At 70.3% G+C, this 26,290-nt stretch carries 26 protein-coding genes; 14 read left to right on the top strand and 12 right to left on the bottom strand.

From position 1 onward, the window contains the following. The first annotated feature begins 183 nt into the window (after positions 1-183). Both HUS56_RS06930 and HUS56_RS06925 read left to right on the top strand, forming a co-directional pair. On the top strand, positions 184-2,064 hold the full coding sequence (locus HUS56_RS06930) for a CHAT domain-containing protein (protein WP_173922669.1): 1,881 nt from the start codon (positions 184-186) through the stop codon (positions 2,062-2,064). A 46-nt stretch (positions 2,065-2,110) separates the two neighbouring features. Continuing rightward, complete coding sequence (locus HUS56_RS06925; protein WP_173922668.1) at positions 2,111-3,133, top strand: NYN domain-containing protein; 1,023 nt, start codon at positions 2,111-2,113, stop codon at positions 3,131-3,133. A gap of 10 nt (positions 3,134-3,143) precedes the next feature. Here HUS56_RS06925 and HUS56_RS06920 read toward each other — a convergent pair whose 3' ends face one another. Then, positions 3,144-3,740: a DUF1707 domain-containing protein gene (locus HUS56_RS06920; protein ID WP_173922667.1), complete on the bottom strand. Its 597-nt coding sequence runs from the start codon at positions 3,738-3,740 to the stop codon at positions 3,144-3,146. A gap of 35 nt (positions 3,741-3,775) precedes the next feature. On the opposite strand from HUS56_RS06920, the gene HUS56_RS06915 reads away from it, so the two are divergent. Then, positions 3,776-4,810, top strand: coding sequence for an NAD(P)-dependent alcohol dehydrogenase (locus HUS56_RS06915; RefSeq protein ID WP_173922666.1), 1,035 nt, complete (start codon positions 3,776-3,778; stop codon positions 4,808-4,810). 7 nt (positions 4,811-4,817) lie between these two features. Here the strand turns inward: HUS56_RS06915 and HUS56_RS06910 are convergent, their stop codons facing one another. After that, positions 4,818-5,060, bottom strand: coding sequence for a hypothetical protein (locus HUS56_RS06910; RefSeq protein ID WP_173922665.1), 243 nt, complete (start codon positions 5,058-5,060; stop codon positions 4,818-4,820). Between the two features lie 200 nt (positions 5,061-5,260). Here HUS56_RS06910 and HUS56_RS06905 point away from each other — a divergent pair, with 200 nt between their 5' ends. Together HUS56_RS06905 and HUS56_RS06900 are read left to right on the top strand one after the other, a co-directional pair. Further along, positions 5,261-5,983, top strand: a complete 723-nt coding sequence (locus tag HUS56_RS06905) for a FadR/GntR family transcriptional regulator (RefSeq protein ID WP_173922664.1) — start codon at positions 5,261-5,263, stop codon at positions 5,981-5,983. A gap of 17 nt (positions 5,984-6,000) precedes the next feature. Beyond that, positions 6,001-7,347 carry an alpha-hydroxy acid oxidase gene (locus tag HUS56_RS06900; protein ID WP_173922663.1) on the top strand — a complete coding sequence of 449 codons (1,347 nt, stop codon included), beginning with the start codon at positions 6,001-6,003 and terminating at the stop codon, positions 7,345-7,347. Between the two features lie 15 nt (positions 7,348-7,362). On the opposite strand, the gene HUS56_RS06895 is transcribed toward HUS56_RS06900, so the two are convergent. Genes HUS56_RS06895 through HUS56_RS06885 form a run of 3 tightly spaced genes read right to left on the bottom strand, consistent with a single transcriptional unit; the run spans position 7,363 to position 8,778 of the window. Beyond that, the gene (locus HUS56_RS06895; protein WP_173922662.1) at positions 7,363-7,881 is read right to left on the bottom strand and encodes an isoprenylcysteine carboxylmethyltransferase family protein; all 519 of its coding nucleotides are present in this window, start codon (positions 7,879-7,881) and stop codon (positions 7,363-7,365) included. An 11-nt stretch (positions 7,882-7,892) separates the two neighbouring features. Then, a complete protein-coding gene (locus HUS56_RS06890; protein WP_173922661.1) occupies positions 7,893-8,405 on the bottom strand; it encodes a hypothetical protein in 513 nt (170 codons plus the stop codon). 22 nt (positions 8,406-8,427) lie between these two features. Beyond that, positions 8,428-8,778, bottom strand: coding sequence for a hypothetical protein (locus tag HUS56_RS06885; protein WP_173922660.1), 351 nt, complete (start codon positions 8,776-8,778; stop codon positions 8,428-8,430). A 127-nt stretch (positions 8,779-8,905) separates the two neighbouring features. Here HUS56_RS06885 and HUS56_RS06880 point away from each other — a divergent pair, with 127 nt between their 5' ends. Then, positions 8,906-9,508, top strand: coding sequence for a TetR/AcrR family transcriptional regulator (locus HUS56_RS06880; RefSeq protein ID WP_173922659.1), 603 nt, complete (start codon positions 8,906-8,908; stop codon positions 9,506-9,508). Here the strand turns inward: HUS56_RS06880 and HUS56_RS06875 are convergent. Further along, on the bottom strand, positions 9,447-10,202 hold the full coding sequence (locus tag HUS56_RS06875) for a polyprenol monophosphomannose synthase (RefSeq protein WP_173922658.1): 756 nt from the start codon (positions 10,200-10,202) through the stop codon (positions 9,447-9,449). The genes HUS56_RS06880 and HUS56_RS06875 overlap by 62 nt on opposite strands. A gap of 197 nt (positions 10,203-10,399) precedes the next feature. On the opposite strand from HUS56_RS06875, the gene HUS56_RS06870 reads away from it, so the two are divergent. Beyond that, positions 10,400-11,230: an alpha/beta fold hydrolase gene (locus HUS56_RS06870; RefSeq protein WP_173922657.1), complete on the top strand. Its 831-nt coding sequence runs from the start codon at positions 10,400-10,402 to the stop codon at positions 11,228-11,230. A gap of 26 nt (positions 11,231-11,256) precedes the next feature. After that, positions 11,257-12,000, top strand: a complete 744-nt coding sequence (locus HUS56_RS06865; protein ID WP_173922656.1) for a DUF4097 family beta strand repeat-containing protein — start codon at positions 11,257-11,259, stop codon at positions 11,998-12,000. Between the two features lie 70 nt (positions 12,001-12,070). Here HUS56_RS06865 and rocD read toward each other — a convergent pair whose 3' ends face one another. Both rocD and ddaH read right to left on the bottom strand, forming a co-directional pair. Beyond that, on the bottom strand, positions 12,071-13,315 hold the full coding sequence (gene rocD, locus HUS56_RS06860) for an ornithine--oxo-acid transaminase (RefSeq protein ID WP_173922655.1): 1,245 nt from the start codon (positions 13,313-13,315) through the stop codon (positions 12,071-12,073). Then, complete coding sequence (gene ddaH / locus HUS56_RS06855) at positions 13,312-14,172, bottom strand: dimethylargininase (protein ID WP_173922654.1); 861 nt, start codon at positions 14,170-14,172, stop codon at positions 13,312-13,314. The genes rocD and ddaH overlap by 4 nt, the downstream gene beginning before the upstream one ends. A gap of 334 nt (positions 14,173-14,506) precedes the next feature. Here ddaH and HUS56_RS06850 point away from each other — a divergent pair, with 334 nt between their 5' ends. Continuing rightward, on the top strand, positions 14,507-15,277 hold the full coding sequence (locus tag HUS56_RS06850; RefSeq protein ID WP_173922653.1) for a hypothetical protein: 771 nt from the start codon (positions 14,507-14,509) through the stop codon (positions 15,275-15,277). A 6-nt stretch (positions 15,278-15,283) separates the two neighbouring features. Here HUS56_RS06850 and HUS56_RS06845 read toward each other — a convergent pair whose 3' ends face one another. Continuing rightward, positions 15,284-16,084: an LLM class F420-dependent oxidoreductase gene (locus HUS56_RS06845; RefSeq protein ID WP_173922652.1), complete on the bottom strand. Its 801-nt coding sequence runs from the start codon at positions 16,082-16,084 to the stop codon at positions 15,284-15,286. A gap of 86 nt (positions 16,085-16,170) precedes the next feature. Between HUS56_RS06845 and HUS56_RS06840 the strand changes: the two genes are divergently transcribed. Together HUS56_RS06840 and HUS56_RS06835 are read left to right on the top strand one after the other, a co-directional pair. Next, positions 16,171-16,608: an Lrp/AsnC family transcriptional regulator gene (locus tag HUS56_RS06840; protein ID WP_173922651.1), complete on the top strand. Its 438-nt coding sequence runs from the start codon at positions 16,171-16,173 to the stop codon at positions 16,606-16,608. 2 nt (positions 16,609-16,610) lie between these two features. Next, a complete protein-coding gene (locus HUS56_RS06835) occupies positions 16,611-16,997 on the top strand; it encodes a GntR family transcriptional regulator (protein WP_173922650.1) in 387 nt (128 codons plus the stop codon). A gap of 297 nt (positions 16,998-17,294) precedes the next feature. Here HUS56_RS06835 and HUS56_RS06830 read toward each other — a convergent pair whose 3' ends face one another. Further along, positions 17,295-18,488 carry a RimK family alpha-L-glutamate ligase gene (locus tag HUS56_RS06830; protein ID WP_173922649.1) on the bottom strand — a complete coding sequence of 398 codons (1,194 nt, stop codon included), beginning with the start codon at positions 18,486-18,488 and terminating at the stop codon, positions 17,295-17,297. 27 nt (positions 18,489-18,515) lie between these two features. Between HUS56_RS06830 and HUS56_RS06825 the strand changes: the two genes are divergently transcribed. Then, complete coding sequence (locus HUS56_RS06825; protein ID WP_254431329.1) at positions 18,516-19,076, top strand: RimK/LysX family protein; 561 nt, start codon at positions 18,516-18,518, stop codon at positions 19,074-19,076. 66 nt (positions 19,077-19,142) lie between these two features. Here the strand turns inward: HUS56_RS06825 and HUS56_RS06820 are convergent, their stop codons facing one another. Further along, a complete protein-coding gene (locus HUS56_RS06820) occupies positions 19,143-22,775 on the bottom strand; it encodes a bifunctional proline dehydrogenase/L-glutamate gamma-semialdehyde dehydrogenase (protein WP_173922647.1) in 3,633 nt (1,210 codons plus the stop codon). Between the two features lie 138 nt (positions 22,776-22,913). Here HUS56_RS06820 and HUS56_RS17250 point away from each other — a divergent pair, with 138 nt between their 5' ends. Next, positions 22,914-24,086, top strand: a complete 1,173-nt coding sequence (locus HUS56_RS17250) for a LysR substrate-binding domain-containing protein (protein ID WP_254431328.1) — start codon at positions 22,914-22,916, stop codon at positions 24,084-24,086. Between the two features lie 54 nt (positions 24,087-24,140). Here the strand turns inward: HUS56_RS17250 and HUS56_RS06805 are convergent, their stop codons facing one another. Further along, on the bottom strand, positions 24,141-25,130 hold the full coding sequence (locus tag HUS56_RS06805; protein WP_173922646.1) for a YafY family protein: 990 nt from the start codon (positions 25,128-25,130) through the stop codon (positions 24,141-24,143). Positions 25,131-25,190: 60 nt separating this feature from the next. Between HUS56_RS06805 and HUS56_RS06800 the strand changes: the two genes are divergently transcribed. Beyond that, positions 25,191-26,201, top strand: a complete 1,011-nt coding sequence (locus HUS56_RS06800) for an ATP-binding cassette domain-containing protein (protein WP_254431327.1) — start codon at positions 25,191-25,193, stop codon at positions 26,199-26,201. Positions 26,202-26,290: the final 89 nt, after the last annotated feature.

The following is a 26,290-nucleotide window of genomic DNA, read 5'->3' as shown; positions in this document are numbered from 1 at the left end:
AGCTGTCCGTGGGCGCGGAATCGGGAGTACCCTGAGAGCTGACCGCACGTCTGTGCGCATGCAGGCGGTTCCGGGGGGAATCATGCGGCAGGACGCGTTCCTGATGGAGTCGGGATTGGCACCGAGCTCGATTCCAGTGTCTGCCCCGTTGGCGCACCGCCACTCCCGCGCAAGGATCCGCGCATGAACACCGTGCTGGGGTTGGAGGTCGGGCCCGGCCCCGAACCGGGCTCCTACGTGGTGCACGTGCTGAGGTCGGTGGGTGGCGGCGAGCCGTCGCAGACGGTCACGCTCGACTTCGACGATCTCATCGAGCGGCGGCCGCTCCTGGAGGCCACCGTGCTCTCGTCGTCGGTGTCCGCCCGCCGAGTCATCTCCGACACGGAGGCGGTCCTGCGGGACGTCGGCCGGCGCCTGTTCGACTCCGCCTTCAGCGGCGACATCCGCACCGCCTACCGCACCAGCATGGCGGTCGCATCGGAACGCGGAACGGGCGTTCAGATCGCCCTGCGGCTCACGGCACCGGGCCTCGCCGCCCTGCCGTGGGAGGCGCTCTTCGACGAGGAGGCCGGCATCTACCTCTGCCGCAAGGAGCCTCTCGTGCGACAAGTGCCGGCCCCGCACTCCCCCGCCACGCTCTCGATCGAACCGCCGATGCGAGTGCTCGGCATGATCGCGTCGCCGCGTGGTCTGCCCGCCCTCGATGTCGACGGCGAGCGGGAACGACTCGAGGAGGCGCTACGACCGCACCTCGAATCGGGGCGGGTGGTGCTCGAGTGGCTGGACGACGTGACCTGGACGGGCGTGCACGGCAAGCTGCTCGAGGATCCGTGGCATGTGCTGCACTTCGTCGGCCATGGCACCTACGACGTCGAGACCGATGAAGGGGTGCTCGCCTTCGTCGGCCGCGACGGCCGAGCGGACTACGTCACCGCGTCGAGCCTCGCGGACCTGCTCGACGAGGCCGAACCCACCCCCCGTCTCGTCGTGCTCAACTCGTGCCAGTCGGGCGCGGGCGGCACGAGCGATCTCTTCTCCGGCACCGCCGCGGCGCTCGCGCACAGCGGCATCCGGGCCGTCGCCGCCATGCAGTTCTCGATCAGTGACGACGCCGCCATCGAGTTCGCGCGGGGCTTCTACACGGCCCTCTCGCACGGCAGGGGCATCGACGAGGCGGTGCGCAGCGGTCGCATCGGGATCCTCGGAATGGGCCGGGGAACGCTCGAGTGGGTCACCCCGGTGCTGTACCTCCGCGGTGAAGACGCGAAGCTGTTCGACGTGGCTCCGATGGCGGCATCGACGGATGCCCCGACCGAGGCGCTTGCGGCTCCGTTCCGCTGGGCCTCGCCGCAACCGCCGAACGCCGAGGACGTGACCGAGGCTCCATGGTGGACCAAGCCCACGGGGACGCAGCCGGCACGGGGGAGCACTGGGCGCCGCGCCGGTTCGGCCGCGGCTCGGCCACCCACTCGCCCGCCGATGCCACCCGCGTCGAGACCGACTCCCGCCGCGACGCCGCCGTCGCGCTGGACGCCATGGCTCGTCGTGAGCGCCATCGCGGCCCTCGCCATCGCGGGCGCCATCACGACCGTCGCGCTGGTCCGGCCCCCGGCCGTCGAGCAGATCCTGACGGGCTCCACCGGCCAGCCGGTCGATGCCGATGAGCTCACCGGGCAGCCGGCGAACGCAGCATCCGCGGGCGAGTTCGTGAAGCAGGAGGCGGTGTTCCTCACGGACTACGACTGGACGTACACGCAGGTGGTCTGCGACATCGGCGACGAGTATCGCATCACGGCGAAGGCGGACGGCTCGCTCCACGAGGGCGCAGCGGTCGGGCCCGACGGCCTCGAAGCCGTCATCGAGCAGGCGCCCTACCCCGACTACCCGCTCGCCGCCCTCCTCGTGGGCGTGCGAGGGTCGAACACGCTCGAGCTGGTCGGGAGCAACGGGACCTACACCTGCCCCAGCCGGAGCGAACTGAAGCTGGGCGTCAACGACGACACGCACCTCGAGGGCAACGCCGGACAGTTCACCGCGACGGTCTGGAAGCTCTCCGATCAGTAGGGCGGGGCTAGCATCGGGAGCATCAGCCAATCGACGAAAGGGCGACATGCACGCCTCGGCAGAACCCCGCGTGGCCCTGTACTTCGACTTCGACAACATCGTCATCTCGCGCTACGACCAGCTGCACGGCGTGGGCGCGTACCGAAAGGACACGTCGCGCGCGAGGGCGGTGACACCCGGCACGCAGGTGTCGGCGCGCCTGAAGGAGGCCACCGTCGACGTCGACGCCGTGCTCGACTTCGCAGCCACGTTCGGCACCATCGCCATCGCGCGGGCCTACGCCGACTGGTCGACCCCCGTGAACGCGAGCTACCGGGGTCAGCTCATCGACCGCGCCGTCGACCTGGTGCAGCTCTTCCCGCTCTCGGCCACCAAGAACGGGGCCGACATCCGCCTCTCGGTCGACGCCGTCGAAGACCTCTTCCGTATCGAGGACCTCTCGCACATCGTCATCGTCGCCGGCGACTCCGACTACGTCGCGCTCGCACAGAAGGCCCGGCGCCTCGGCCGCTACGTGGTCGGCATCGGCGTGGCGGGGGGCACGAGCCGGGCGCTCACGGCGGCCTGCGACGAGTACGCGGATTACGACGCGCTGCTGTCGACGGATGCCGCGGTCGAAGACGACGAGGCGGTCGAGACGGCTGCCGCGGCATCCGCTGAACAGGAGGCGACGGCGCCGACGACGAAATCGCGCCGGGCATCGAGTGGCACGAGGGCGAAGGCGACGGATGCCGCAGCCGGCACGGCGGCGACCCCCAAGCCGGCCACGGGCGAGAAGGACAAGACTCCTTCGAGGTCGAACGGCGACGCGGACGCCGCGCCTGCGCCGACCACGCGCAACCCCGGGCGCCTCCTGCTCAAGGCCATGGAACTGCTGCGTGCCAAGAACGACCAGGAGTGGCAGTCGAGCGGCGCCGTGAAGAACCAGATGCTGCGGATGGATCCGACGTTCCAGGAGCGCCGCCTCGGCTTCGGTTCGTTCACCGACTTCGTGAGATCCCGGGCGGGCGTCGTCGAGCTCGACGAGACCGGCGAGAACCGCATCCGGATCCGCCCGAAGAAGGGCTGACGAGAACGCTTCAGCGGCGGAGGCGCCGAGATTCGGATCCCGGGCCGTAGATGATGATGCCCGCGATCGGGATCAGCAGGAACCAGAGCCACGACCACGCGAAGCTCCCGTTGAACCCGAAGAGGAAGAACAGTCCCACGGCGAGGAACGGGACGAGCGCCATGATCGTCGCTCCGACCGCGCCGCCGAGCGCTCGCCCGCTGCCCGAGTCGTCAGAGCCCGGTGCGACGTCACCCAGGTACCCGCCCGGCGGCGGGGTGACCGGACCGGGCGCTCCGGGAGCCGTCGCCGCCGTCGTCCGAGGCAGCTGCTCCTCCGGCGGTGCCGGCTCGGGCAGGTCCGCGAACAGCGGCACGAGGTCGGCACGGGTGACCGCGGCTCGCGCCGCCGTGGCGCGTTCCTCGTACTCTCGAGCGGTGAGCCGGCCTTCGGCGCGTGCGGTGGCAAGATGCCCCACTGCCTCCTCCCGCTCGGCGTCACTCAGTCGTCGCTCCGGAAACTCGGGACTCGCATATCCGCTCACGCCCCCAGACTGCCCGAATCGATGTCTCGGGTACAGGACTTTCGTCGTGGCATCCGGAACAGGTCGTTGGAAGACTGGACGCATCCGGAACGCATCCGACCGAGAATGGAGCAGCTGACATGAAGGCACTGCAGTACCGGCAGATCGGCGCCGAGCCCGAGGTGGTCGAGATCGAGACGCCCGAGCCCGGCCCTGGCCAGGTGCGGATCAGGGTCACCGCGGCGGGAGCATGCCACTCCGACAGCTTCATCATGGGCCTCAGCGAGGAGCAGTACATCTACGGCCTGCCGCTCACGCTCGGGCACGAGGGCGTCGGCGTCGTCGACAAGCTCGGCGACGGGGTGACCGGCCTCGAGATCGGCGAGTCCGTTGCGGTGTACGGCCCGCAGGGCTGCGGCCGCTGCTACCAGTGCGCGCAGGGCAAGGAGAACTACTGCGAGCGAGCGGCCGAGCTCGGCATCGCACCGCCCGGACTCGGCTCCCCGGGCTCGATGGCCGAGTACATGATCGTGCCGAACGCACGCCACCTCCTGCCGATCGGCGATCTCGACCCGATCGCCAACGTCGCCCTCACCGATGCCGGGCTCACGCCCTACCACGCCATCAAGCAGTCGCTGCCGAAGCTGGTTCCAGGCTCGACCGCCGTCGTGATCGGTGCGGGCGGGCTCGGACACGTGGCCATCCAGCTTCTCCGTGCGCTGTCGCCGGCGATGGTCGTCGCGCTCGACGTGAACGTCGACAAGCTGAAGCTCGCGACCGAGGTCGGAGCGCACCACGTGTTCCCGTCCGACGCCGAGGCGGCTGACCGCGTCAAGGAGCTCACCGGAGGCAAGGGCGCCACGGCGGTCTTCGACTTCGTCGCGATCCAGCCGACCCTCGACTCGGGCCACGCGATGGTCGCGGTCGAAGGAGATCAGGTGCTCATCGGCGTCGGCGCGGGCACGCTGCCGAGCGGCATGCTGACCACGCCGTACGACGCGACGGTGCGGTCGCCGTACTGGGGCTCACGCGGCGAGCTGTTCGAGGTGTTCGAGCTGGCCCGCGCCGGCCTCGTGCACGTCGAGACCGAGACGTTCTCGCTCGATGAGGCACCCGAGGCGTATCGCCGCCTGCACGACGGAACGCTCCGAGGTCGCGCGGTGATCGTCCCGTAGGCCGGGCTCAGCTGCCGACGCCGGTGGCGTTCGCGCCGGGCTCGTCGGGTCCCTGCTCCCCGAGTGCGCTGCTCGCATCGGGCGCGCCGGGCACCTCGCCGTCCTCGGTGGGCGGTGGCTCGATGTTGTACGAGGACATGTCCTCGTCGGGCGCAGCGTCGTCGTGCTGCGACTCGGCGGACGCATCGTCGGCACCCTCTGCGGGGGCCTGGGGGTGCACCCGCGGGTCGGGCGTGTTGATGTCGGACATCGTGGACTCCTCACTCGGCGCTGCTGGCCGCTCGGCAGCCAGTCTTCGCCGAACCGCGCGGACACGGCAGGGGCTTGCAGTCGGCGATGCCCGCCGGTATCGGGCACCGAGGCACTCGGACGCAGCCCGGGTATCGGGCCGGCCAGTGTGGTCTGACCACATCTGCTACGCTGTGGTCAGACCACACAGGAGGATGGCGGATGACCGATGGCGCGCGCGCCTGGCAGTCCGTGCTCGAACACGTCGAGGCACGACTGCTGAGCGGCGACCTGCGCCCAGGCGACCGGCTGCCGGGCGAGCGAGCCCTGTCGGCCGAGCTCGGCGTCGGCCGCTCGAGTGTGCGTGAAGCGCTGCGCGTGCTCGAGGTGCTCGGGCTCATCCGCACCCACGCCGGGTCGGGCCCGAACGCCGGCGCGATCATCATCTCGACGCCGGGCGGCGGCATGAGCGCGCTCATGCGCCTGCAGGTCGCGGTGCGCGGCTTCGCGGTCTCCGACATCGTGCGTACCCGGCTGATCCTCGAGACGTCGGTCGCCGGTGACCTCGCCGAGGCGGCGGAACGCGTCGACCTGTCGGGGGCCGAAGCACTGCTCGACGCCATGGACTCCCCCGACCTCAGTCCCCCCGAGTTCCTCGCGCTCGATGCGGCCTTCCACCTGACGCTGGCCGAGGCATCCGGTAATCAGGTGATCACGGCCACCATGGCCGGTCTCCGCAGCGGCATCGAGGGATACGCACTCGCCGGCCTCGCGACGATCTCCGACTGGGCGGCGACCTCCGCTCGCCTTCGTCGTGAGCACCGCGGCATCGTCGACGCGATCAGGGCAGCGGATGCCGCGACCGCGCGCACGCGCGTGCACGACCACATCTCGGGCTACTACGCCGAGACCTTCATCGAACCCGTCCCGATCGCGAACATTTGAAAGCGAGCAGCACCACGATGGTCAAGCGCCAGTGGCCGAAGCCGACCGAGCTCGCCGAGCTCATGCGGTTCAAGAAGCCGACCCTCAACCCCACCGATCGCCGCCTCGAGAAGGCGCTGACGATCGCCGACCTGCGCGCCATCGCGAAGCGCCGCACGCCGAAGGCGCCGTTCGAGTACACCGAGGGCGCCGCCGAGGGCGAGCTGTCGCTGGCGCGAGCCCGGCAGGCGTTCGAGGACGTGGAGTTCCACCCGTCGATCCTGCGCAACGTCCCCGAGGTCGACACCTCGCGGGAGGTGCTCGGCGGGCCGAGCGCGCTGCCGTTCGGCATCGCCCCCACGGGCTTCACCCGGATGATGCAGACCGAGGGCGAGGTCGCCGGTGCCGGCGCGGCGGGGGCGGCCGGCATCCCGTTCACGCTCTCGACGCTCGGTACCACCTCCATCGAGGACGTACGTGCGGCCAACCCCACCGGACGCAACTGGTTCCAGCTCTACGTCATGCGCAAGCGCGAGATCTCGTACGGCCTCGTCGAGCGCGCGGCATCCGCGGGTTTCGACACGCTCTTCTTCACCGTCGACACGCCGGTGGCGGGGGCGCGGCTGCGCGACAAGCGCAACGGCTTCTCGATTCCGCCGCAGCTCACGCCGACCACGGTGCTGAACGCCCTGCCCCGTCCGGCGTGGTGGATCAACTTCCTGACCACGCCGAAGCTGGAGTTCGCATCGCTGACGTCGACGGGCGGCAGCACCGTCGCCGAACTGCTGGATGCGGCGATGGATCCGACCATCTCGTTCGACGACCTCGACACCATCCGCGGCATGTGGGGCGGCAAGATCGTGGTCAAGGGCGTGCAGACGCTCGAAGATGCGAAGCTGCTCGCCGATCGCGGGGTCGACGGCATCGTGCTCTCCAACCACGGCGGCCGACAGCTCGACCGTGCCCCCATCCCGTTCCACCTGCTGCCCGTGGTCGCGCGCGAGGTCGGCACGGATCTCGAGGTGCACCTCGACACCGGCATCATGTCGGGCGCCGACATCGTGGCATCGATCGCCCTCGGCGCGCGCTTCACCCTCATCGGGCGGGCGTACCTCTACGGCCTGATGGCCGGCGGGCGTCGCGGCGTCGACAAGACGATCGAGATCCTGCGCAACGAGATCGTTCGCACGATGAAGCTGCTCGAGGTGGCGACGCTCGACGAGCTCGGGCCGCAGCACGTGACGCAGCTGGCACGCCTGGTGCCGATCGCACGGCCCGTGACGGATGCCGCGGAGGCGGCAACCGCGTCGAAGCCGAAGGCGGTGCGCACGCCACGGTCGGCACCCGCGGCCAAGGCAGCCGCATCGCGGGCACTCGCTCCCTGATCCCGGACTGCCCGTTCAGGACGCTCGGGGTCGGCGCGCCAGCGGTCTCGGGCGCGCCGACGTGGATCCAGCTGTCGGGAGACCGAGGTAGCGCGGAACGCGGCGACGATAGTCGGCGAACTCGGGGAACGCACGCCCGAGCTCCCGCTCCTCGGCCAGGACTCCCGGATGTTCGGCCATGACGGCGGCGGGGAAGGTGACAGCCACCCACGCTGATCCCCGAGCCAGGCCGATCCCCAGGTGGATGCACCACCAGCCGACGTACATCGGGTGCCGGCTCAGTCCGTACGGGCCGGTCGCGACCAGCGACGTCGGCTGTTCCATGTCGTAATCGCCCTCGGTGAGCCGACGTCGCTCGGCCGTCGCCCACACCGCGCACGCGACACCGGCCATGCCGGTGAGCGCACCGACCACGCGATGGACCCATACCGAACCGGGAAGCGTCACGGGCGCGAGCCGTTGCAGCGCGAGGACGAGCACGACGCCGACCGCCTGCCCGGGCGGCACCGGGACGTTGCGGAGGAACCGCGTCACGGCGGCGGCGCTCAGCGGGTGCGCTTGGACAGACGCCGGATGAGCTTCAGGTCCTTCTTGCGCTGCTCCGCCTCGGTCGGGGTGACGGCCGAGGTGATGAGGTTGCGGATAGTGACCTTTCTCGCCATCTTGTTGGCCATCTTCGCCTGCGCCCGCCGCCGCTTGATCGACTTCGCGCGCGCCTTGGCGTCCTTCTTGCCCTTCGCCTCCTGCTCATCGCGCTTCGCGAGGTCCCGCCGCCTCGCGTCTCCGGACGCCGTCGCCCGGATCGAGGCCTTCTCGAGGCGTGCCGTCGCCACGCGGGCGGCCCGGGCGGCCCGGGCCGGCCGTGTGTCGAGGTCGGCCCGCGCACGCTCGACGTCGGCGATCGCCGCAGCCTCGATCGCCTCGAATCGTGCTCGGTTCGCGCCCTTGAGCGACCTCTCGAGCTTCTTCGCCTCCTTCGTCGCGCGGCGGGCAGCGCCCACCGCCTTCTTCGCTTCGCGGCGCTCATCGCGCACCGTCGGCGTCTTCGTCGTGGACATCGGGTTCCTCCGTTGCCGTTCGTCAGGTTTGGTCGTCGATCAGGTCGAGCAGCTTCTTCGCCTCGTCGCGGATGTCGTCGTGGTCGTATTGGCCGGCCCGACTCTCGAGCGAGATCACCCCGCATCGGTGCACCTTCGTGAAGTCGCCGTAGGGGAAGCTCCAGTGCGCCTTCGTCTCGCGGTTCTCGTCGTCGTCGACACCCAGGTGCCATCTGCCGTACTCGGTCCAGCCGTGCTTCTCGATGAAGGCGTTCTCGTCATCGGCGCTCGGCGCGTGCTCACTCCAGTCGTCGCGTTCGTCGCGCACGACCTTGCCGTCGCGTACGAGCGACCGCGCGTGCTTCAGCGCCGTCTGGTTGAGACGAATCCCCATGTCGACCTCCCTCCGTCACGTCGATGCGGCGTGTCGATCTCCACTCCGGTTTACGTGGACAGCCCAGAAGCGTCAATGGGTTGCGTTGCTCGCGCGCGGCAGCACCGTCGTTTCGTACCATGCAGGTATGGCAACGAGGGGGGCGTACGCCAAGGGCGTGGCCAAACGGGAGGAGATCCTCACCACTGCGCTCGACGTGATCGCGCGCAATGGCTACCGTCACGCGAGCGTGCGGGAACTGGCCGACGCCGTCGGCCTGAGCCAGGCGGGCCTGCTGCACTACTTCAGCTCGAAGGAGGAACTGTTCGCCGAGGTCCTCCGCAAGCGCGATGAGGTCGATCTCGCGACCTACGGAGCGGAGACCGGGCGGTCAGCCGAGACCTTCTTCAAGGTCATCGCCCACAACGCCGAGGTTCCCGGGCTCGTGCAGCTCTACGCCCAGCTGGCGCTCGAGGCGGTCGACCCGGCGCATCCGGCCCACGCGTACTTCGTGCGGCGGGCCGACGCGTTCCGCGACGCCTTCGCCGACCTCATCCGCGAGGAGCAGGATGCCGGACGCTGCGACCCCGACCTCGAGCCGACGATCGCCGCGGGCCTGATCATGGCGGCCGCCGACGGCCTCCAGACGCAGTGGCTGCTCGACCCGAGCATCGACATGGTCGGGCACCTCATGCAACTCTGGCGGCTCCTGACCGGCGCGCGAGCCGACGCTGAATCCCCCAGCCGGTGACCCGGACCATCGCCTCCAGCACGATCGCGGTGGTCATCTTGGACCGGCCGCGTGCCCGCTCGACGAAGGTCACGGGCACCTCGGCGATCTGCAGGCCGGCGTCATGCGCGTGCCACAGCATGTCGACCTGGAAGCCATAACCGCGCGTGTGCACGCCGGCAAGATCGAGCCGCCGAAGTGCGTCGGCGCGGAACACGCGGTACCCGGCGGTCGCGTCCCTCGTGGGGAGCCCGAGCATCGTGCGGGCATAGGCGCTGCCCCACCGTGAGAGCAGCTCCCGGCGCCGAGGCCAGTTCTGGATGGACCCGCCGGGCACCCAGCGCGATCCGATGACGACGTCGGCCGAGCCTGCTGCATCCGCCGGGCCCAGCCGGTCGAGCAGGCGCGGCAGCTGCTCGGGCAGGTGCGAGCCGTCGGCGTCGAGCTGCACGATCGGGTCGAAGCCGCGGTCGAGCGCCCAGTCGAACGCCGCGAGGTAGGCGGCGCCGAGGCCGTTCTTCGACGACCGGTGCAGCACATGCACGGCGGCATCGGAGGCCGCCAGCTCGTCGGCGAGTGGGCCGGTGCCGTCGGGCGAGGCGTCGTCGACCACCAGCACGGAAGCCTCGGGCACGGTCGCTCGCACACGCGACACCGTGTCGGCGAGGCTCTCACGCTCGTTGTAGGTCGGGATCACCACGAGTAGGCCGGCCATTCGCTCCCTCACCTCGGCGGGCGTGTCCGCGCTATCGTAGCCGCTCCCCATCGGCTCGACGGAGCCCCAGCGGGTCACGTGCGTCCCGGCCGGGAAGGCCGAAGGTCCCTTGTGCCGTCGGGCGTCGCAGTGGTGGACTGGCCGAGGCGGCCGGTGTTCGCCGCGTCGCGACATCCGTCACCTGGATCGGGGAATCAATGGCGTTCGTCACGGTCGGAACCGAGAACTCGGCACCCATCGAGCTGTACTACGAAGACCACGGCTCGGGCCGGCCGGTCGTGCTCATCCACGGCTATCCGGCCGACGGCCACTCGTGGGAGCGGCAGGTGCGTGCGCTGCTCGAGGCCGGCTACCGCGTCATCACCTACGACCGACGAGGCTTCGGCCGGTCGAGCCAGCCGACGATCGGGTACGACTTCGACACGTTCGCCGCCGACCTGAAGGCACTGCTCGACCACTTGGACGTGACGGATGCCGCGCTCGTCGCATTCTCGATGGGCGGCGGCGAGATCGCCCGCTACCTCGGCACCTACGGCAGCGAGCGCGTGGCGAAAGCCGCGTTCATCTCGTCGATCCTCCCCTGCCTGCGCAAGTCCGACGACAACCCCGCTGGAGCGGCCTCGGACTTCGACGACCTGCGCACGACGGCGGAGACCGACCGCTTCGCGTGGTTCACCGGGTTCCTCGAGAACTACTACAGCCTCGACGAGAACCTCGGATCGCGCATCAGCGAGGACGCCGTTCGGGCGAGCTGGGCCGTCGCGACCGCCGGCTCGTGGTACGCGGCATCGGCCATGATCGACACCTGGCTCACCGACTTCCGCGACGACGTCACCAGGATCGACGTGCCGTCGCTCATCGTGCACGGCACCGGAGACCGCATCGTGCCGATCGACGTCTCGTCGCGCGAGCTCGCGAAGCGCCTTCCCGATGCCGAACTCGTCGAACTCGAGGGCGCACCGCACGGCCTGCTCTGGACCCACGCCGACGAGGTGAACGCCACGCTGCTCGCATTCCTCGCGGGCTGAGCCCACCCGATGAAGGAGATGGACTGATGCACAGGATGCTTCGCACCGCCGCCACTGCCGGAGTCGTGACGCTCGCCGTCGGCGCCCTCAGCGGGTGCGTCTTCCTCCAGCCGGTCGAGCGCTTCTCCGACGAGACGACCCTCACCGAGTCGATCGCGACCATCGAGATCGACGAGCCGCAGGGCGACGTGGTGGTGCGCGGTGACGACTCGGCGACCGAGGTGACCGTCTCGCGCACGGTGAGCTACCGGGGCGATCGTCCGTCAGCCGCTGACGAGACGCATTCGGTGGACGGCGACGTGCTCACGCTGAGCGGCTGCGGCCGCAATTGCAAGGTCGATTACGAGGTCGAGCTGCCGGTCGGCGTCGACGTGCGCGGTTCGACGTCCAACGGGGAGATCCACCTCACCGGCGTCGCCCGCGTCGAGGTGAGCACGAACAACGGAGACGTCGATCTCGAGGGGGTCTCGGGCAGCATCGACGTCGGGACGAGCAACGGGCGCATCACCGGTGAGGACCTGAACGGCGACGGCATCCGTGCCGAGACCTCGAACGGAGCCATCGAGCTCGAGGTCGCCGTCGCGCAGGACATCGAGGCGCGCACGTCGAACGGGTCCATCGAGCTGACGGTGCCCGCCGACAGCTACCGGGTGACCGCGGAGACCTCGAACGGACGCAGGGACATCGGGGTCGCCAACGACTCGGACGGACGGTTCACGCTCGACCTGCACACCTCGAACGGATCGATCACGGTCGAGGAGGGCAGCTGAGCCCGCTCGGAAGTCGAGTCGCCCGGGGGTGCAGCTCGAAGACGCCGTGCCCAGTCGCGCCGATGTGAAGCTAGCCGCGAAGCTCCACGAGCACCGCCTCGAGCTGGTCGACCGCCCAATCGAGGTCGGCCTCCTCGACCACGATCGGCGGAGCGAGTCGGATGGTCGATCCGTGCGTATCCTTCGCGAGTACGCCTCGACGCATGAGCGCCTCGCACACCTCGCGACCGGTTGCCAGCGACGGGTCGATGTCGATGCCGGCCCAGAGCCCGGCGCCACGGAGCGCGACGACGCCGCGGCCGACGAGCGACGCGAGCCGCTCGTGCAGGCGGGCGCCGAGCAGACGCGCACGCGCCTGCGGCTCGCCGGTGGCCAGCATTCGCACGACCTCGAGTCCGACCGCCGCGGCGAGCGGATTGCCGCCGAACGTCGACCCGTGCTGGCCGGGACGGATCACGCCGAGCACGTCGCTGTCGCCCACGACCGCAGACACCGGCACGATGCCGCCGCCCAGGGCCTTGCCGAGCAGGTAGAGGTCGGGAACGACCCCGACGAGGTCGCAGGCGAACGTTGCACCGACCCGGCCGAGGCCCGACTGGATCTCGTCGGCGATGAGCAGCACGTTGCGCTCTCGTGTGATGCGACGCACCTCGGGGAGGAAATCCGCGGGCGGCACGAGGATGCCCGCCTCGCCCTGGATGGGCTCGACGAGCACCGCCACGGTCTCTTCGTCGATCGCCGCGGCCACCGCGGCCGAGTCGCCGTAGGGCACCATGCGGAAGCCCGGCGTGTAGGGACCGAAGTCCTCGTGAGCGTCGGGATCGTCGCTGAACGAGATGATCGTCGTGGTGCGCCCGTGGAAGTTGCCGGCCATCACGACGATGTTCGCGGCATCCGCGGCCAAGCCCTTCACGCGGTAGCCCCACGCACGCGCCACCTTGATGCCCGTCTCGACGGCCTCGGCGCCGGTGTTCATGGGCAGCACCATGTGCTTGCCGCAGAGTGCGGCGAGCTCGGCGACGAACGGAGCGAGCCGGTCGTTGTGGAAGGCGCGGCTCGTGAGGGTGATGCGCCCGAGCTGCTCGCGCGCCGCCTCGACGAGGCGGGGGTTGCCGTGCCCGAAGTTCACGGCCGAGTAGGCGGCGAGGCAGTCGAGGTAGCGTCGACCGTCGACGTCGGTCACCCAGGCACCCTCACCCGACTCCACGACGACGGGCAGCGGGTGGTAGTTGTGGGCGGCGTGCTCCGATTCCTGGCGGATGGCGTCGGCGGTGCGCACGGAAACGCCGGACCCCTGGGTCTCACGAAGCGTCATGAGCGCAACTCCAGGGTGCAGCACTTGACGCCGCCGCCGCCGAGCAGGAGTTCCGAGAGGTCGACGCCGATCGGGTTGTAGCCGTGCTCGCGCAGCTGGCGCTCGAAGTCGGTGGCACGAGAGGCGATCACCACGTTGTACCCGTCGCTGAACGAGTTCAGGCCCAGCACCGCGGCATCCGTCTCATTCACCAGGATCGCATCGGGGAAGCGCTGCTGCAGCACCGCCAGCGATTCCGCGTCGAACGCCGTTGGCAGGTACGCGATGTGCTCCCGACCGGGCGTGGGATCGAGCACCGCGACGGCCGTGTCGAGGTGGTAGAAGCTCGGATCGACGAGGCGCAGCGTGACCACTTCGCGGCCGAAGATGCTGCCGAGCTCGACGTGCGACAGCGAGTCGCTGCGGAACCCGGTGCCCGCGAGGATGGTGTCGCCGACGAGGAGGAAGTCGCCTTCGCCCTCATTGACCTCGCGTGGCGCGCGCACGTCGAAGCCCGCCCGGCGGAACCAGTCCATGTACGCGGGTCCCTCGGGCTGGCGCTCGGGGTAGGTGAACTTCGCGCCGTAGGCGATGCCGTCGACGACGAAGCCGCCGTTCGCCGCATAGACCATGTCGGGCAGGCCCTCGATCGGGTCGATGAGCTCGATGTCGTATCCCAGCCGGAGGTAGGTGTCGTAGAGCGCCTGCCACTGCTCGAGCGCGACCGACGTGTCGGTCGGCTCGGCGGGATTCATCCAGGGGTTGATGCGGTAGACGACGGTGAAGTACTCAGGACGGCACATCAGCACGCGGCGTCCGGTCGGCGTCCGCTCTGGCCGGAGGCTCGGCTGCTCCCCGGTTTCGATCACGGTCGACATCTCACTCCTCTGCGGGTCATCGGATGTCGCAGCGAACCGCTTCGGCACCCGACTGGATCGGCAATGTCGGCGGACCAGGTCACTCTCGCGAGCCTCGACGACGACGTTCGGGTTGCGCCGCCGTCGAGACGCCTCTTCCAGTGTGAACGGGGAGGCGTTGCGATTCTGGTCGTGATGCGCAACTTTCCTGCTCATTCCTCGCGAAATCGGCCGATTCGCGCGTCACCGGGGGCCGCGACGCTCGGAGCGCAGCGTCGCCGGGTTGCTCTGCGAGCAACGGTGCGGCATCCTGATGCACAGCCGGTCGCCCGCCGGCTGACCGACGGAGGCCCCCATGGACGCGAAGGCGCGTGACGAACGCATGCGCGAGCTCCAGCGCGTGGCCTACGGCGCAGTGGCGAGCGATGCCGAACGGGCGGCCGCCATCGCCGAGCTCGAGTCCCTGCGTCAGGAACAGGCGGGCGAAGAGGAAGCGGCGATCGTGGAGGTGCCGATCGAGGCCGCGCGGACCGTCGTGGAGAAGACGCCGACGGGTTCGACGCGCGCGATGGCCGAGTGGATCGCCGCATCGGACGCGGCATCCGTGCGCCGATTCCGCTGGGCGATGGCGGCCGGCACCGCGGCGCTGCTGGTGGGCGTGGCCGTGGGGTGGCAGCTCGGAGCACGGTTCCCGCCGCCTTCGGCCGCGACGACGGCACTGTCAGCGGTGGATGCTCCAGCCGCCGAAGGGCAGACGATGGCCGAATTCCTCGCGTCTCAGCCGGTCGCCGCCGAGACCCGTGCCGCTGACGTGTTCTCACGCCCTGCGACATCCGAGGACGTACCGGTCGAGGGATCGATCGCCGACTTCGGCAAGGGTCCACTGGAGTTCCGGCTGCTCGGCGTGCAGTCCGACGGGACACGCCTTTACGCCGCGAGGGACAGCATCGACCTCTGCCTGTACGTCTCCTACGGTGCGCACGGTGCGGCCGCGGCATGCACGCAGGATGGGCGGTTCCCCCGAGATGGGCTGACGCTCACCAGCTCGGATTCCGGCTCGGCCGGCGAGGTCGATGCGACCTGGCACGTGGATGGGTCACTGGAGTTGCGCGGCCTCGCGGGCTGACTCGCGTCAGTGGTTCTTCGCGTCCCGCCACGAGAGGTACTCGCGTGCCACCGTCAGGTCGTAGTCGGGTCCCGACACTCCGAGCGTGAACAGTCGCACGCCGGCGTGGTAGAGCGCGTCGGCGTACTCGAAGTCCACGTGCCTTGGACTCAGCGTGTTCGAGACCGTGATCTCGGAGACATCCCGACCGACCTTCTCGCCCCAACGCGCGAGCACGTCGAGCTTGTGCGGCAGGTCGTCGGGGCGCACGAAGGAATGCCAGATGTCGGCATGTCGAGCGACGATGCGGAGCGTCTTCTGCTCACCCTTGCCGCCGATCAGGATCGGGATGTCGCGAGTCGGTCGAGGGTCGAGCTTCGCCCATCGTGCCTCGATGCGAGGCAGCGCATCGGCGAGCGCGTTCAGCCGCGACCCTCGCGTGCCGAACTCGTAGCCGTACTCGTCGTAGTCCTTCTGGAACCACCCCGAACCGGTGCCGAAGATGAATCGACCGGTGCCGCCCTTCGCGCTGAGGTGATCGATGGTGCGAGCCATGTCGGCCTGCAGGTCGGCGTTGCGATACGAGTTGCAGTTCACGAGGGTGCCGATCTCGATGCGCTCGGTCTGCTCGGCCCAGGCGCCGACCATCGTCCACGCCTCGAAGTGCGGCCCCTCGTGGCCTCGCGTGAGCGGGAAGAAGTGGTCCCAGTTGAAGGCGACGTCGAAACCGTCGTCCTCGAGGCGCAGCACGGCGTCGCGAATCGCGGAGTACTGCGCGTGCTGCGGCTGCAGCTGCACGCCGATGCGGACGGGAGCGTCGAGAGGCATGGGATCCAGCCTAGGTCGACGCGAGCGACGCAGGAAACCCGCGTCGGCTCCTGTGCCAACGCAACGAATCAACGTACACTCCGAGGATGGACAACCTCGATCGCGCCATCCTCGACCTGCTCCGCCAGAATGCGCGCGCCGGCTACGGTGACATCGGGTCGTCGGTGGGACTCTCCGCATCAGCCGTGAAACGTCGGGTCGACCGGCTCGTGGCCGATGGCGTCATCCGGTCGTTCACGATCCAGGTCGACCCGACGGTCGACGGCATGTCGACCGAGGCGTACGTGGAGTTGTTCTGCCGCGGCACCGTGGCGCCTGACGAGCTGCAGCGCATCCTCCAGGGAGTGCCCGAGGTGGTCTACGCCGGTACGGTCACCGGCAGCGCAGATGCGATCGTGCACATGCGCGCCCGAGACATCGCCTCGCTCGAGGATGCGCTCGAACGCGTGCGCATCGCGCCCAACGTCGATCACACCCGCAGCGCGATCGTGCTCTCGCGGCTCGTGAACCGGAACCGGGACTGACGATGGCGGATGCCGCGGACGCGCCGATCCGGTTCGCGATCCGGCACGACCTCGACACGCCGCCCTACGAGCAGCTGCGGCGCCAGGTCGTGGACGCCGTGACCTCCGGCGCCCTTCCGCCCGGCACGCGGATGCCGACGGTGCGCGCCCTTGCCGCCGAACTCGACCTGGCAGTGAACACGGTCGCGAAGGCGTACCGCGCGCTCGAGTCCGACCACGTGATCGAGACGCGCGGTCGGGCCGGCAGCTACGTGGCGGCGCACGGCGACGCCGTCACCCGCGAGGCACAGCTCGCCGCGATCGCCTATGCCGACCGGGTGCGGCATCTCGGCATCGACCGTGCGACGGCACTCGAGCTCGCGGCATCCGCGCTCGACGTCGAGCGCTGACCGGCCGGATGCCGCGGGCGCACGCCACCGCCGCCGGAGCCGGTTCCGGGCTCACCGCCGTCGACCGCACGCCGTAGGCATCTCTCAACGCGGTGCACTCCTGAAGGCGCCGCGTGCACTCCTGAAGGCGCCGCGTGCACTCCTGAAAGCAAGGACGTTTCCTCGACCCGCAGCCGCGTCCTTCTTCATCCGCAGCGGCGTCCTTCTTTTCAGGAGTCGCGGCCGAAAGACCCATTGGTCGCGAGCCGCGCCGAAAACAGTCGGTGGTTCGTCGCCCGCGCCCGCCGCGGCATCCGCTCAGCCGGCCTCGGGAAGGGGCTGCTTCGGCAGCTTGCGCACCTTCGCTCGGCGACGGCGGCGCTCGGGGATCATCGAGCGCATCTCCTCGAGCTTCCCGAAGCAGAGCAGCCGATCCTCGGCCTCGAGCACCACGCCCTTGCGCGGGTTGGGGATCACGGTCGTACCGCGATGCAGCGTGAGCACGGTGATGTCGCGGTCCCAGAGGCCCGAGTCGCCGAGCGTCTTGCCGACCAGGTCGGCGGCTCCGTGCACCACGAGTTCCGCCACGCCGTACCCGGTCGAGACGGTGAGCCGTTGACGCACGTCGATCTCGGGGAACGCCACCTGGTTCGCGATGTAGTCGATGACGGCGCCGGCCACGTCGAGCTTGGTCGCGCCCTCGATGCCCTGCAGGCCGGGCGACGAGTTCACCTCCATGACGAGCGGACCCTCAGCGCCCTCGAGCATGTCGACGCCCGCCACCTTCAGGCCCATGATCTGCGCCGACCGCACGGCCGCCTGCTCGTACTCGGGCGTCAGCTCGACGCGCTCCACCATGCCGCCGCGGTGCACGTTCGACCGGAACTCGTCGCCGCTCGCCACCCGTCGCATCGCCGCGACGACCCGGTCGCCGATGACGAGGGCACGGATGTCGCGACCACGGCTCTCGGCGATGAACCGCTGGATGAGCACGTTCTGCCTCGTCGAGTGCAGCGTCTCGATGATGGCTTCGGCCACTTTGACCTCGGGCGCGAGGATGACGCCGATGCCCTGGGTACCCTCGAGGAGCTTGATCACGACCGGCGCACCGCCGACCTGCTCGATGGCGGGCCGCACGTCGGCACGATTGCGCACGAACGCCGTGGCCGGCATGCCGATGTTGTGGCGCGACAGGATCTGGGTCGCGCGAAGCTTGTCGCGCGCGTTCGTGATGCCGTTGGCGGTGTTCGGCGTGTAGACGTCCATCTGCTCGAACTGGCGCACCACGGCCGTGCCGAAGTACGTGATCGAGTTGCCGATGCGGGGCAGGATCGCGTCGTAGTCCGACAACCGGCGGCCGCGGTACTGCAGGTCGGGCTCGGGGCCCGACAGGTCGATCGCGAAGCGTAGGGTGTTCAGCACCTTCACGTCATGTCCGCGCTGCTGGGCGGCCGCCTTGAGTCGCTGCGTCGAGTACGCCTGCGGCGCGCGCGAGAGGATCGCCAATTTCATGCGTGGGGTCCCTGCGAAGATGGTGGGGTGAGCGAACCTCCCCATTCAAACACCATCACCGTCACGGGATGGCGCGAATGGGTGAACCTGCCGGGGGTCGGGATCCCGTGGATCAAGGCCAAGCTCGACACCGGCGCCCGCACCTCGTCACTGCACGCGTTCGACATCGAGGAGATCGGCACGGACGCCGCACCCGCGGTGCGCTTCGGCGTGCACCCGTGGCAGAACAGCGACCTCGACGCCGTCGTCGTCGAGCTGCCCATCCACGATCGCCGTTCGGTGCGCAGCTCCTCGGGGCACCTCGAAGATCGCCTCGTCGTGCTCATCGACGTCGTCCTCCTCGGCCGACCGGTCACCGCAGAGGTGACGCTCACCAATCGCGACGTCATGGGCTTCCGCATGCTCATCGGTCGAGAGGCGTTGCGGCAGGGCTTCGTGGTCGACTCGGCGAGCTCGTTCCTCGGCGGTCGCGCGCCGAAGCGCATCCGCCGCCGCAATCGCGGCCCGAGGCAGACCAAGAATGCCGACCATACGGTCACGTGGCGCAGTCCGACCGGCCGCAGCTACACCGACCCGCCACCCTTCTGACCTGCCTCTTTCGTTCTGCCCTTCTGCCTGCCCCTGTGCGAGCGTCGAGGGAACGCTCAGCCGCCCTCAGATCACCCCGTCGGTCAGCGTCGTGGGGTTGCCGAAGCGGTGGTTCGTGATCGAGATCGCCTGCTCGTGCAGGAACGGCAGCAACTCGACGCGGCCCGACGGCGTCACGGGGTGCGACCACACCGCGACATCCGGAGACCCGCCCAGGGCGGTCGCCAGCGCGGATGCCGCTGCCGCTCCGCCGCCCACGAGGCGCACGCGCGGCGTGGTGATGCCGCCCTTCGACGCCCGGTCGAGCCAGGCGGCGTCGCCCTCGCGGATGACGCGGAACTCGCGCGCATCCAGAATCGTGTGCACGGTCTTCGGCAGCTCGATCGCCGTCGAGACGGTGAGCGGCGATCGGGCGAGCAGGCCCGCCGCGATGATGCGCAAGCCCTCGGCGAGGCTCGAGGACTCGCTGATGCGGATGGTCACCGGGATGGGTCGGTAGCGGAAGAGGTTCCGCTCGACGCCGACGCCCGAGACGTCCTTCACCGCGCCGTACTCCTCGGCCCACATGAGCTCGTCGGACAGCGCCGACCGACGCAGCATCTCGAACGACTCGTAGTCGAGGGCCGGCTGCGACGCCTCGATCAGCTCGGTGACGCGCTTCTCGAGGCCGCGCAGGTGGAGGGTGCTCGACATGGCGCCGTGTCGCGGCATCCACTCTCCGAGCCCGAACAGGTAGTTCGGTCCGCCGGCCTTCGCGCCCGCGCCGACCGCCGAGCGCTTCCACCCGCCGAACGGCTGGCGCTGGACGATCGCGCCGGTGGTGCCCCGGTTCACGTAGAGGTTGCCGGCCTCCACGCGCTCGAGCCAGGTCGCGATCTCTTCGGAGTCCAGCGAGTGCAGGCCGGCGGTGAGTCCGTAGTCGACCGCGTTCTGCAGGCGGATCGCCTCGTCGAGGTCCCTGGCGTGCATGATCCCGAGCACCGGGCCGAAGAACTCGGTGAGGTGGAAGTACGAGCCCGGCTTCACGCCGGTTCGTATGCCGGGCGACCAGAGCCGGCCGGTGGCGTCGAGCTGCTTCGGCTCGACGAGCCATTCCTCGTCGATGCCGAGCTGGGTGAGCGCATGCAGGAGCTTGCCGTCGGCGGGCTCGATGATCGGGCCCATCTGGCTCAGGGGGTGCTCGGGGTAGCCGACCCGCAGCGACGCGGTGGCGTCGAGCAGCTGGCGGTGGAACCGTTCGGACTTCGCGACCGAGCCGACCAGGATCACGAGCGACGCAGCCGAGCACTTCTGGCCGGCGTGGCCGAAGGCGCTCTTGACGACGTCGGACACCGCGAGGTCGAGGTCGGCCGATGGCGTGACGATGATCGCGTTCTTGCCGCTCGTCTCGGCGAGCAGCGGCAGGTCGTTGCGGAACGACCGGAACAGCTGCGCGGTCTCGTACGCCCCGGTGAGGATGACGCGGTCGACGGCCGGATGCGAGACGAGCTCCCTGCCGAGCTCCCGTTCGCCGATGTCCACGAGGGCGAGGAGATCGCGCGGGATGCCGGCCTCCCACAGCGCCTCGACCATGACGGCGCCCGAGCGCTGCGCGAGCTTGGCGGGCTTGATGATGACGCCCGAGCCTGCGGCGAGCGCGGCGAGCACGCCGCCCGCGGGAATGGCCACCGGGAAGTTCCACGGCGGCGTGACGACCGTGAGCGTCGACGGCACGAACATCGCGCCGTGCACATGGTCGAGCTCGCGGGCGCGCTCGGCATAGTAGTGGGCGAAGTCGATCGCCTCGCTCACCTCGGGGTCGGCCTCGGCGATGGTCTTGCCGGTCTCGGCGGCCATGACCTCGATGAGGCGGTCGCGATTGGCGGCGAGCGCGAGGCCCGCGCGGTGGAGGACGGCCGCGCGCTCCCCACCAGAGAGCTCACCCCAGGCGCGTCCGCGCGCGGCCACCGTCTGGATCACCGACTCGAGGCTCTCGTGGTCGTCGATCCGTGCGGCGGCGATGGTGTCGGCGCCCAGCCGCGATGCGGGCACGCGATCGAGGATACGGCGTCCCCACTCCCGGTTCGGCGCGAGCGCCGGGTCGGTGTCGGGCTCGTTGCGGAATCCGGGCGTGAAGCCGGGACCGGTCGCGGTCGGGGTGACGGATGCCGCGGCATCCGCCTGCTCGATGCCGCTCGAGCCGCGCATGATGCCGAGCACGGTGCTCGTGAGCGAGACGTCCTCGTCGAGCTCGGTCCCCGGGGCCGGGGCGTCGGGCACCGCCATCGCCGCCGCGAACGACTCGTCGGTCCATTCGGTGCGCCGGTTCTGGGTGCGGTTCGGGGAGGGGACGGTCGCGGGATCCGACTCGAGGGCCGCGAGGGAGCGCAGGTACCGCTGCTGCTCACGCTCGAAGAGGCGGGGATCATCGGCGAGCTCGAAGACGGCCGACATGAAGTTGTCGTGGCTGGCGTTCTCCTCGAGGCGACGGATGAGGTAGGCGATCGCCACGTCGAACTCACGAGGGTTCACGACGGGTGTGTAGAGGAGCAGGTTGCCCACGTCGCGACGCACCGCCTCGGCCTGCCCGGTCGCCATGCCGAGGAGCATCTCGAACTCGACGCGTGACTCGACGCCCCGCTCGCGGGCGGTGAGCCAGGCGTGGGCGACGTCGAACAGGTTGTGGCCGGCGACGCCGAGCTTCACGGCGTCGGTGTGCTCGGGCGTCATCGACCAGTGCAACACGCGCTTGTAGTTGGTGTCGGAGTCCTGCTTGGTGTCGTAGGTCGCGAGCGGCCAGCCGTGGATCGCGGCGTCCACGCGCTCCATCGGGAGGTTCGCGCCCTTCACCACGCGGACCTTGATGGGCGCGCCCCCTGCGGCCCGGCGGCGCTGCGCCCAGGCGGTGAGCTCCTGCATGGCGCCGAGCGCGTCGGGCAGGTACGTCTGCAGCACGATGCCGGCCTCGAGGTGCTGCAGCTGCGGCTGGTCGAGCAACGTCGTGAAGACCGCGATGGTGAGGTCGAGGTCGCGGTACTCCTCCATGTCGAGGTTGATGAACTTCGGGATGCCGCTCGCCCCGCTCTTCGCGGCGAGCTCGTACAGCGGCGTGAGCTTGTGCACGACCTTGGCGACCGCCTCGTCGAACGACCACATCGAGAGCTGGCTGACGACGCTCGACACCTTGATCGACACGTAGTCGACATCGTCGCGGGCGAGGAACTCCTTGGTTCCGCGCAGGCGACGGTCGGCCTCGTCCTCGCCGAGCACAGCCTCGCCGAGCAGGTTGAGGTTCAGCCGATTGCCCGACTCGCGCAGCGTGGCGATGGCGGGCCCGAGCTTGGCCGGGGTCGCATCGAGCACGAGGTGGCCCACCATGCCGCGCAGGACGCGGCGGGCGATCGGGATGACCGCCCACGGGAACGCCGGCGCGACGAACCCGCCGACGCGCACGGCGGCACGCAGGTACCACGGAAGGAACTTCGGCGTGAGCTTCGCCACCTGCTCGAGGTTGCGTCCGGCGACGCCGAGGTCTTCGGGGCGCATGACGCCGTCGACGAAGCCCACGGTGAACGCGAGCCCGTTCGGGTCCTTCAGCACGCCGGCGAGCCGCTCCGCGGCCGGCTCGGCCGCGTGGTCGGCGCTGTCCGCGAGCCAGCGCCGCACGAGTGCGACGACGTGATCGGTGTTCGGCACGACATCGGTGGCGACGTTCGACATGGTCACGAGGGTACGTCCTTCGACTGCGGGCGCGCCGGAATCGCACGCCTCTTTCTCACCAGTGTGCGCCGCGACATCCGTTCGGTACAGCGAATGAATCCGATGGATACTGTTCATAGAAGCCGAACAATTCGAGGGATGCCGGGAGGCGCGATGCTCGATGTACGCCGACTGCGGTTGCTGGTCGAGTTGAGCCAGCGCGGCACCCTCGCGGCCGTGGCAGAGGCGTTGTCGTACAGCCCGTCGTCGGTGTCGCAGCAGCTGAGCCTGCTCGAGAAGGAGGCCGGCGTGCCGCTGCTCGTGCAGGTCGGGCGGCGCGTGCAGCTCACGCCGCAGGCGCTCGTGCTCGTCGAGCACGCACGCGCGGTGCTGGATCGGCTCGAGGAGGCCGAGGCGGATGTCGCGCGGTCGCTCACCACCGTCGGCGGCACGGTGCGCATCGCCGTGTTCCAGTCGGCGGCGCACGCGATGGTGCCGCTCGCTCTCACGCTGCTGCGCACCGAGCATCCCGCCCTGCGCGTCGAGGTCACGGAGCGCGAGCCCGAGCTCGCCCTCTTCGACCTGGCCGCGCGCGACTTCGACCTCGTGATCGCCGAGCAGTACCCGGGCTACACGCGAGCCCACCGCGCCGACCTCGATCGCGTGCACCTCGCGTCCGACGCGATCCGGCTGGCGCTGCCGCCCGACGACACCGGTGGTCGAGGAGCGCCGCCGCCCGCGAACCCCGGTGGTCGAGGAGCGCCGCCGCCCGAGAACCCCGATGGTCGAGTAGCGCCGCCGCAGGCGACGCGTATCGAGACCCCCGGTGGTCGAGTAGCGCCGCCGCAGGCGACGCGTATCGAGACCCCCGGTGGTCGAGGAGCGCCGCCCGAGTACCCCGGTGGTCGAGGAGCGCCGCCCGAGTACCCCGGTGGTCGAGTAGCGCCGCCGCAGGCGACGCGTATCGAGACCCCCGCCCTCGCTGCGGCATCCGACCGGCCCTGGGTGCTCGAGCCCGAGGGCACCGCGCCGCGCGAGTGGGCCGAGCAGCTCTGCCGCGACGCGGGGTTCGAGCCCGACGTGCGCTTCGAGACCGCCGATCTCATGGCGCACATCCGCCTCATCCGATCGGGCAATGCCGTCGGGCTGCTGCCCGACCTCGTGTGGGCGGGCGAGGCGCCGACCGTGAGGCTCGTCGACCTGGCGGGGCATCCGCAGCGCGAGGTCTTCTCGTCGACACGCCTCGCTGCCGCCGCCCGACCGGCGGTCGTGGCCTGTCGCGACGCCCTCGTGCGCGCCGCTCGCGCGAACGCGACGCCGGCCGGTCGTTAGGGAACGGACGGCGTCGTCCTGCACGCTTCAACCCCCTGGCGTGAGCATGCGCGTTCAGGCCGTTGCCCCGGCGGCCGCCGCGAACCGCTCGCCCTGCGTCGCCACGAACTCGAGCACTTCGGGCGGCCCGTCGATCCGGTATGCAACACCCCGCGGAACCCACATGAGGGCCATCACAAGGCTCTCGACGTAGTCGGCCTCGAGCGGCCAGACGCTCCGCGATGGGCCGTCGGCGACGACGTCGCGGCCGTACCAGCCGAGGTGCTCGACGAGCTCGTCGCGGGGCAGGTCGACGATGACCCGGGCGCGCACGGTGCGGGCGCGGTACCGCAGTGCCGTCTCGACGCGGGCCCGCGCCGCCTCATCGGTCAGCGGCCGCGGCTCGAAGTGCACGCGGGTCTGGAAGACGTCGGCGATCCGGTCCAACCGGAACGTGCGCCAGTCCTCGCGCTGCCGATCCCACGCGAGCAGGTACCAGCGCCGCGCGACGGGCACGAGCCGGTAGGGCTCGACGACGCGGGATGACGCCGTGCCCGCGGCATCCGTGTAGCTGAATCGCAGTCGCTCCGAGTCGCGGCACGCGAGCGCGAGCAACCCGAGCAGCTCGGTGTCGACGACGGGAGCGGGGAGATCGGAGGCACCGCGACCGGCGACCGCGACCGTCGCGTGCGAGGCGAGCGCGTCGATGCGTCGGCGCAGCGCAGCCGGCAGCACCTGCTCGATCTTCGCGAGCGCGCTGAGCGTCGTGTGCTCGGCGCCGCGCAGCCCGGCCGTCGCCTGCGAGCGCAGGCCCACCGCGATCGCGACGCCCTCGTCGTCGGTGAGCAGGAGCGGCGGCAGCCCGGTGCCGGCCTCGAGACGGTACCCGCCCGCGCTTCCCCGCATCGACTCGATGCCGTAGCCGAGCTCCCGCAGTCGTTCGACGTCGCGGCGCAGCGTGCGCTCGCTCACGCCCAGGCGATCGACGAGCTCGCGCGCCGACCAGTGCCGATGGCTCTGCAGGAGCGAGAGGAGTTCGAGGGTTCGAGAGGTCGTGGCGGCCATGCTCCAAGTATCTCGGCAATCCGGTCAGAAGTTGACCGGAGACCTCGCGAGACTCGACCCATGACGAACTCCACGAACACGAACCAGATGATCACCGCCCGCGGTCTCAGCAAGACGTTCCACTCGAAGGGGCAGCGCGTCGAGGCCGTCGCCGCCGTCGACCTCTCCGTGGGCGAGGGCGAACTCGTCGCGTTCCTCGGGCCGAACGGCGCCGGCAAGTCGACGACCCTCCGCATGCTGACGACGCTGCTGCCGCCGACGTCGGGCGAGGCGACGGTGGCCGGCTGCGACATCCGCCGCGACCCCGCCGGGGTGCGCCGCCGCATCGGCTACGTCGGCCAGGGCTCGTCGGGCGGGCACACCCAGCGGGTGCGCGACGAGCTGCACGCGCAGGGCATGTTCTACGGACTGGGCCGACGCGAGTCCCGTGCCCGCGCCACCGAGCTCATCGAGTCGCTCGAGCTCGGGCAGGTCGCGAACCGCCAGGTGCAGTCCCTGTCGGGCGGCCAGAAGCGCCGGCTCGACATCGCGCTCGGGCTCATCCACCGGCCCGAACTGCTGTTCCTCGACGAGCCGTCGACCGGGCTCGACCCGCACAGCCGCGCCAACCTCTGGGAGCACATCGTCGATCTGCGCCGCGAGACCGGCACGACGATCTTCCTGACCACCCACTACCTCGACGAGGCCGACCAGCTCGCCGAGCGGGTCATGGTCATGGACCACGGCTCGGTCATCGCCGACGACACCGCCAGGGCGCTCAAGTCCTCGCTCGCGGGCGACCGCGTGACGCTCACGCTCGGGTCGGCGACGGATGCCGCAGCCGCCGCAGCCCGCATCGGCGGCGAGGTCGCCGGGGTCGGCGGTGTCGGCGGTGTCGGCGATCTCGTGGTCACCGCCACGGCCGACGACGGAGCCCGCGCGCTGCCGCGCTGGATCCGCGAGCTGTCGGACGCAGGGATCGACGTCGTCGCGGCCACCCACCGCGAGCCGACACTCGACGACGTGTTCCTCGCGCTCACCGGCCGCAGCCTCCGCGACGAGGCGGCCACCCCAACGCCCGCAGCCGCGTGACCCACTCCCGGTGGTCGAGTAGGCCGCGGAGCAGCCGTATCGAGACCTCACCTCCGGTCTCGATACCCGTCGCCTTCGGCGGCGCTACT

It is taken from the genome of Agromyces sp. Marseille-P2726, assembly GCF_902809835.1.
Lineage (GTDB): Bacteria > Actinomycetota > Actinomycetes > Actinomycetales > Microbacteriaceae > Agromyces.
This window is presented reverse-complemented; position numbering and strand designations above follow the sequence as displayed.

Coding starts and splice junctions, on each gene's coding strand:
- HUS56_RS06930 (WP_173922669.1), top strand. CDS start 184: ATGAACACCGTGCTGGGGTTGGAGGTCGGGCCCGGCCCCGAACCGGGC.
- HUS56_RS06925 (WP_173922668.1), top strand. CDS start 2,111: ATGCACGCCTCGGCAGAACCCCGCGTGGCCCTGTACTTCGACTTCGAC.
- HUS56_RS06920 (WP_173922667.1), bottom strand. CDS start 3,740: ATGCGTCCAGTCTTCCAACGACCTGTTCCGGATGCCACGACGAAAGTC.
- HUS56_RS06915 (WP_173922666.1), top strand. CDS start 3,776: ATGAAGGCACTGCAGTACCGGCAGATCGGCGCCGAGCCCGAGGTGGTC.
- HUS56_RS06910 (WP_173922665.1), bottom strand. CDS start 5,060: ATGTCCGACATCAACACGCCCGACCCGCGGGTGCACCCCCAGGCCCCC.
- HUS56_RS06905 (WP_173922664.1), top strand. CDS start 5,261: ATGACCGATGGCGCGCGCGCCTGGCAGTCCGTGCTCGAACACGTCGAG.
- HUS56_RS06900 (WP_173922663.1), top strand. CDS start 6,001: ATGGTCAAGCGCCAGTGGCCGAAGCCGACCGAGCTCGCCGAGCTCATG.
- HUS56_RS06890 (WP_173922661.1), bottom strand. CDS start 8,405: ATGTCCACGACGAAGACGCCGACGGTGCGCGATGAGCGCCGCGAAGCG.
- HUS56_RS06885 (WP_173922660.1), bottom strand. CDS start 8,778: ATGGGGATTCGTCTCAACCAGACGGCGCTGAAGCACGCGCGGTCGCTC.
- HUS56_RS06880 (WP_173922659.1), top strand. CDS start 8,906: ATGGCAACGAGGGGGGCGTACGCCAAGGGCGTGGCCAAACGGGAGGAG.
- HUS56_RS06875 (WP_173922658.1), bottom strand. CDS start 10,202: ATGGCCGGCCTACTCGTGGTGATCCCGACCTACAACGAGCGTGAGAGC.
- HUS56_RS06870 (WP_173922657.1), top strand. CDS start 10,400: ATGGCGTTCGTCACGGTCGGAACCGAGAACTCGGCACCCATCGAGCTG.
- HUS56_RS06865 (WP_173922656.1), top strand. CDS start 11,257: ATGCACAGGATGCTTCGCACCGCCGCCACTGCCGGAGTCGTGACGCTC.
- rocD (WP_173922655.1), bottom strand. CDS start 13,315: ATGACGCTTCGTGAGACCCAGGGGTCCGGCGTTTCCGTGCGCACCGCC.
- ddaH (WP_173922654.1), bottom strand. CDS start 14,172: ATGTCGACCGTGATCGAAACCGGGGAGCAGCCGAGCCTCCGGCCAGAG.
- HUS56_RS06850 (WP_173922653.1), top strand. CDS start 14,507: ATGGACGCGAAGGCGCGTGACGAACGCATGCGCGAGCTCCAGCGCGTG.
- HUS56_RS06845 (WP_173922652.1), bottom strand. CDS start 16,084: ATGCCTCTCGACGCTCCCGTCCGCATCGGCGTGCAGCTGCAGCCGCAG.
- HUS56_RS06840 (WP_173922651.1), top strand. CDS start 16,171: ATGGACAACCTCGATCGCGCCATCCTCGACCTGCTCCGCCAGAATGCG.
- HUS56_RS06835 (WP_173922650.1), top strand. CDS start 16,611: ATGGCGGATGCCGCGGACGCGCCGATCCGGTTCGCGATCCGGCACGAC.
- HUS56_RS06830 (WP_173922649.1), bottom strand. CDS start 18,488: ATGAAATTGGCGATCCTCTCGCGCGCGCCGCAGGCGTACTCGACGCAG.
- HUS56_RS06820 (WP_173922647.1), bottom strand. CDS start 22,775: ATGTCGAACGTCGCCACCGATGTCGTGCCGAACACCGATCACGTCGTC.
- HUS56_RS17250 (WP_254431328.1), top strand. CDS start 22,914: ATGCCGGGAGGCGCGATGCTCGATGTACGCCGACTGCGGTTGCTGGTC.
- HUS56_RS06805 (WP_173922646.1), bottom strand. CDS start 25,130: ATGGCCGCCACGACCTCTCGAACCCTCGAACTCCTCTCGCTCCTGCAG.
- HUS56_RS06800 (WP_254431327.1), top strand. CDS start 25,191: ATGACGAACTCCACGAACACGAACCAGATGATCACCGCCCGCGGTCTC.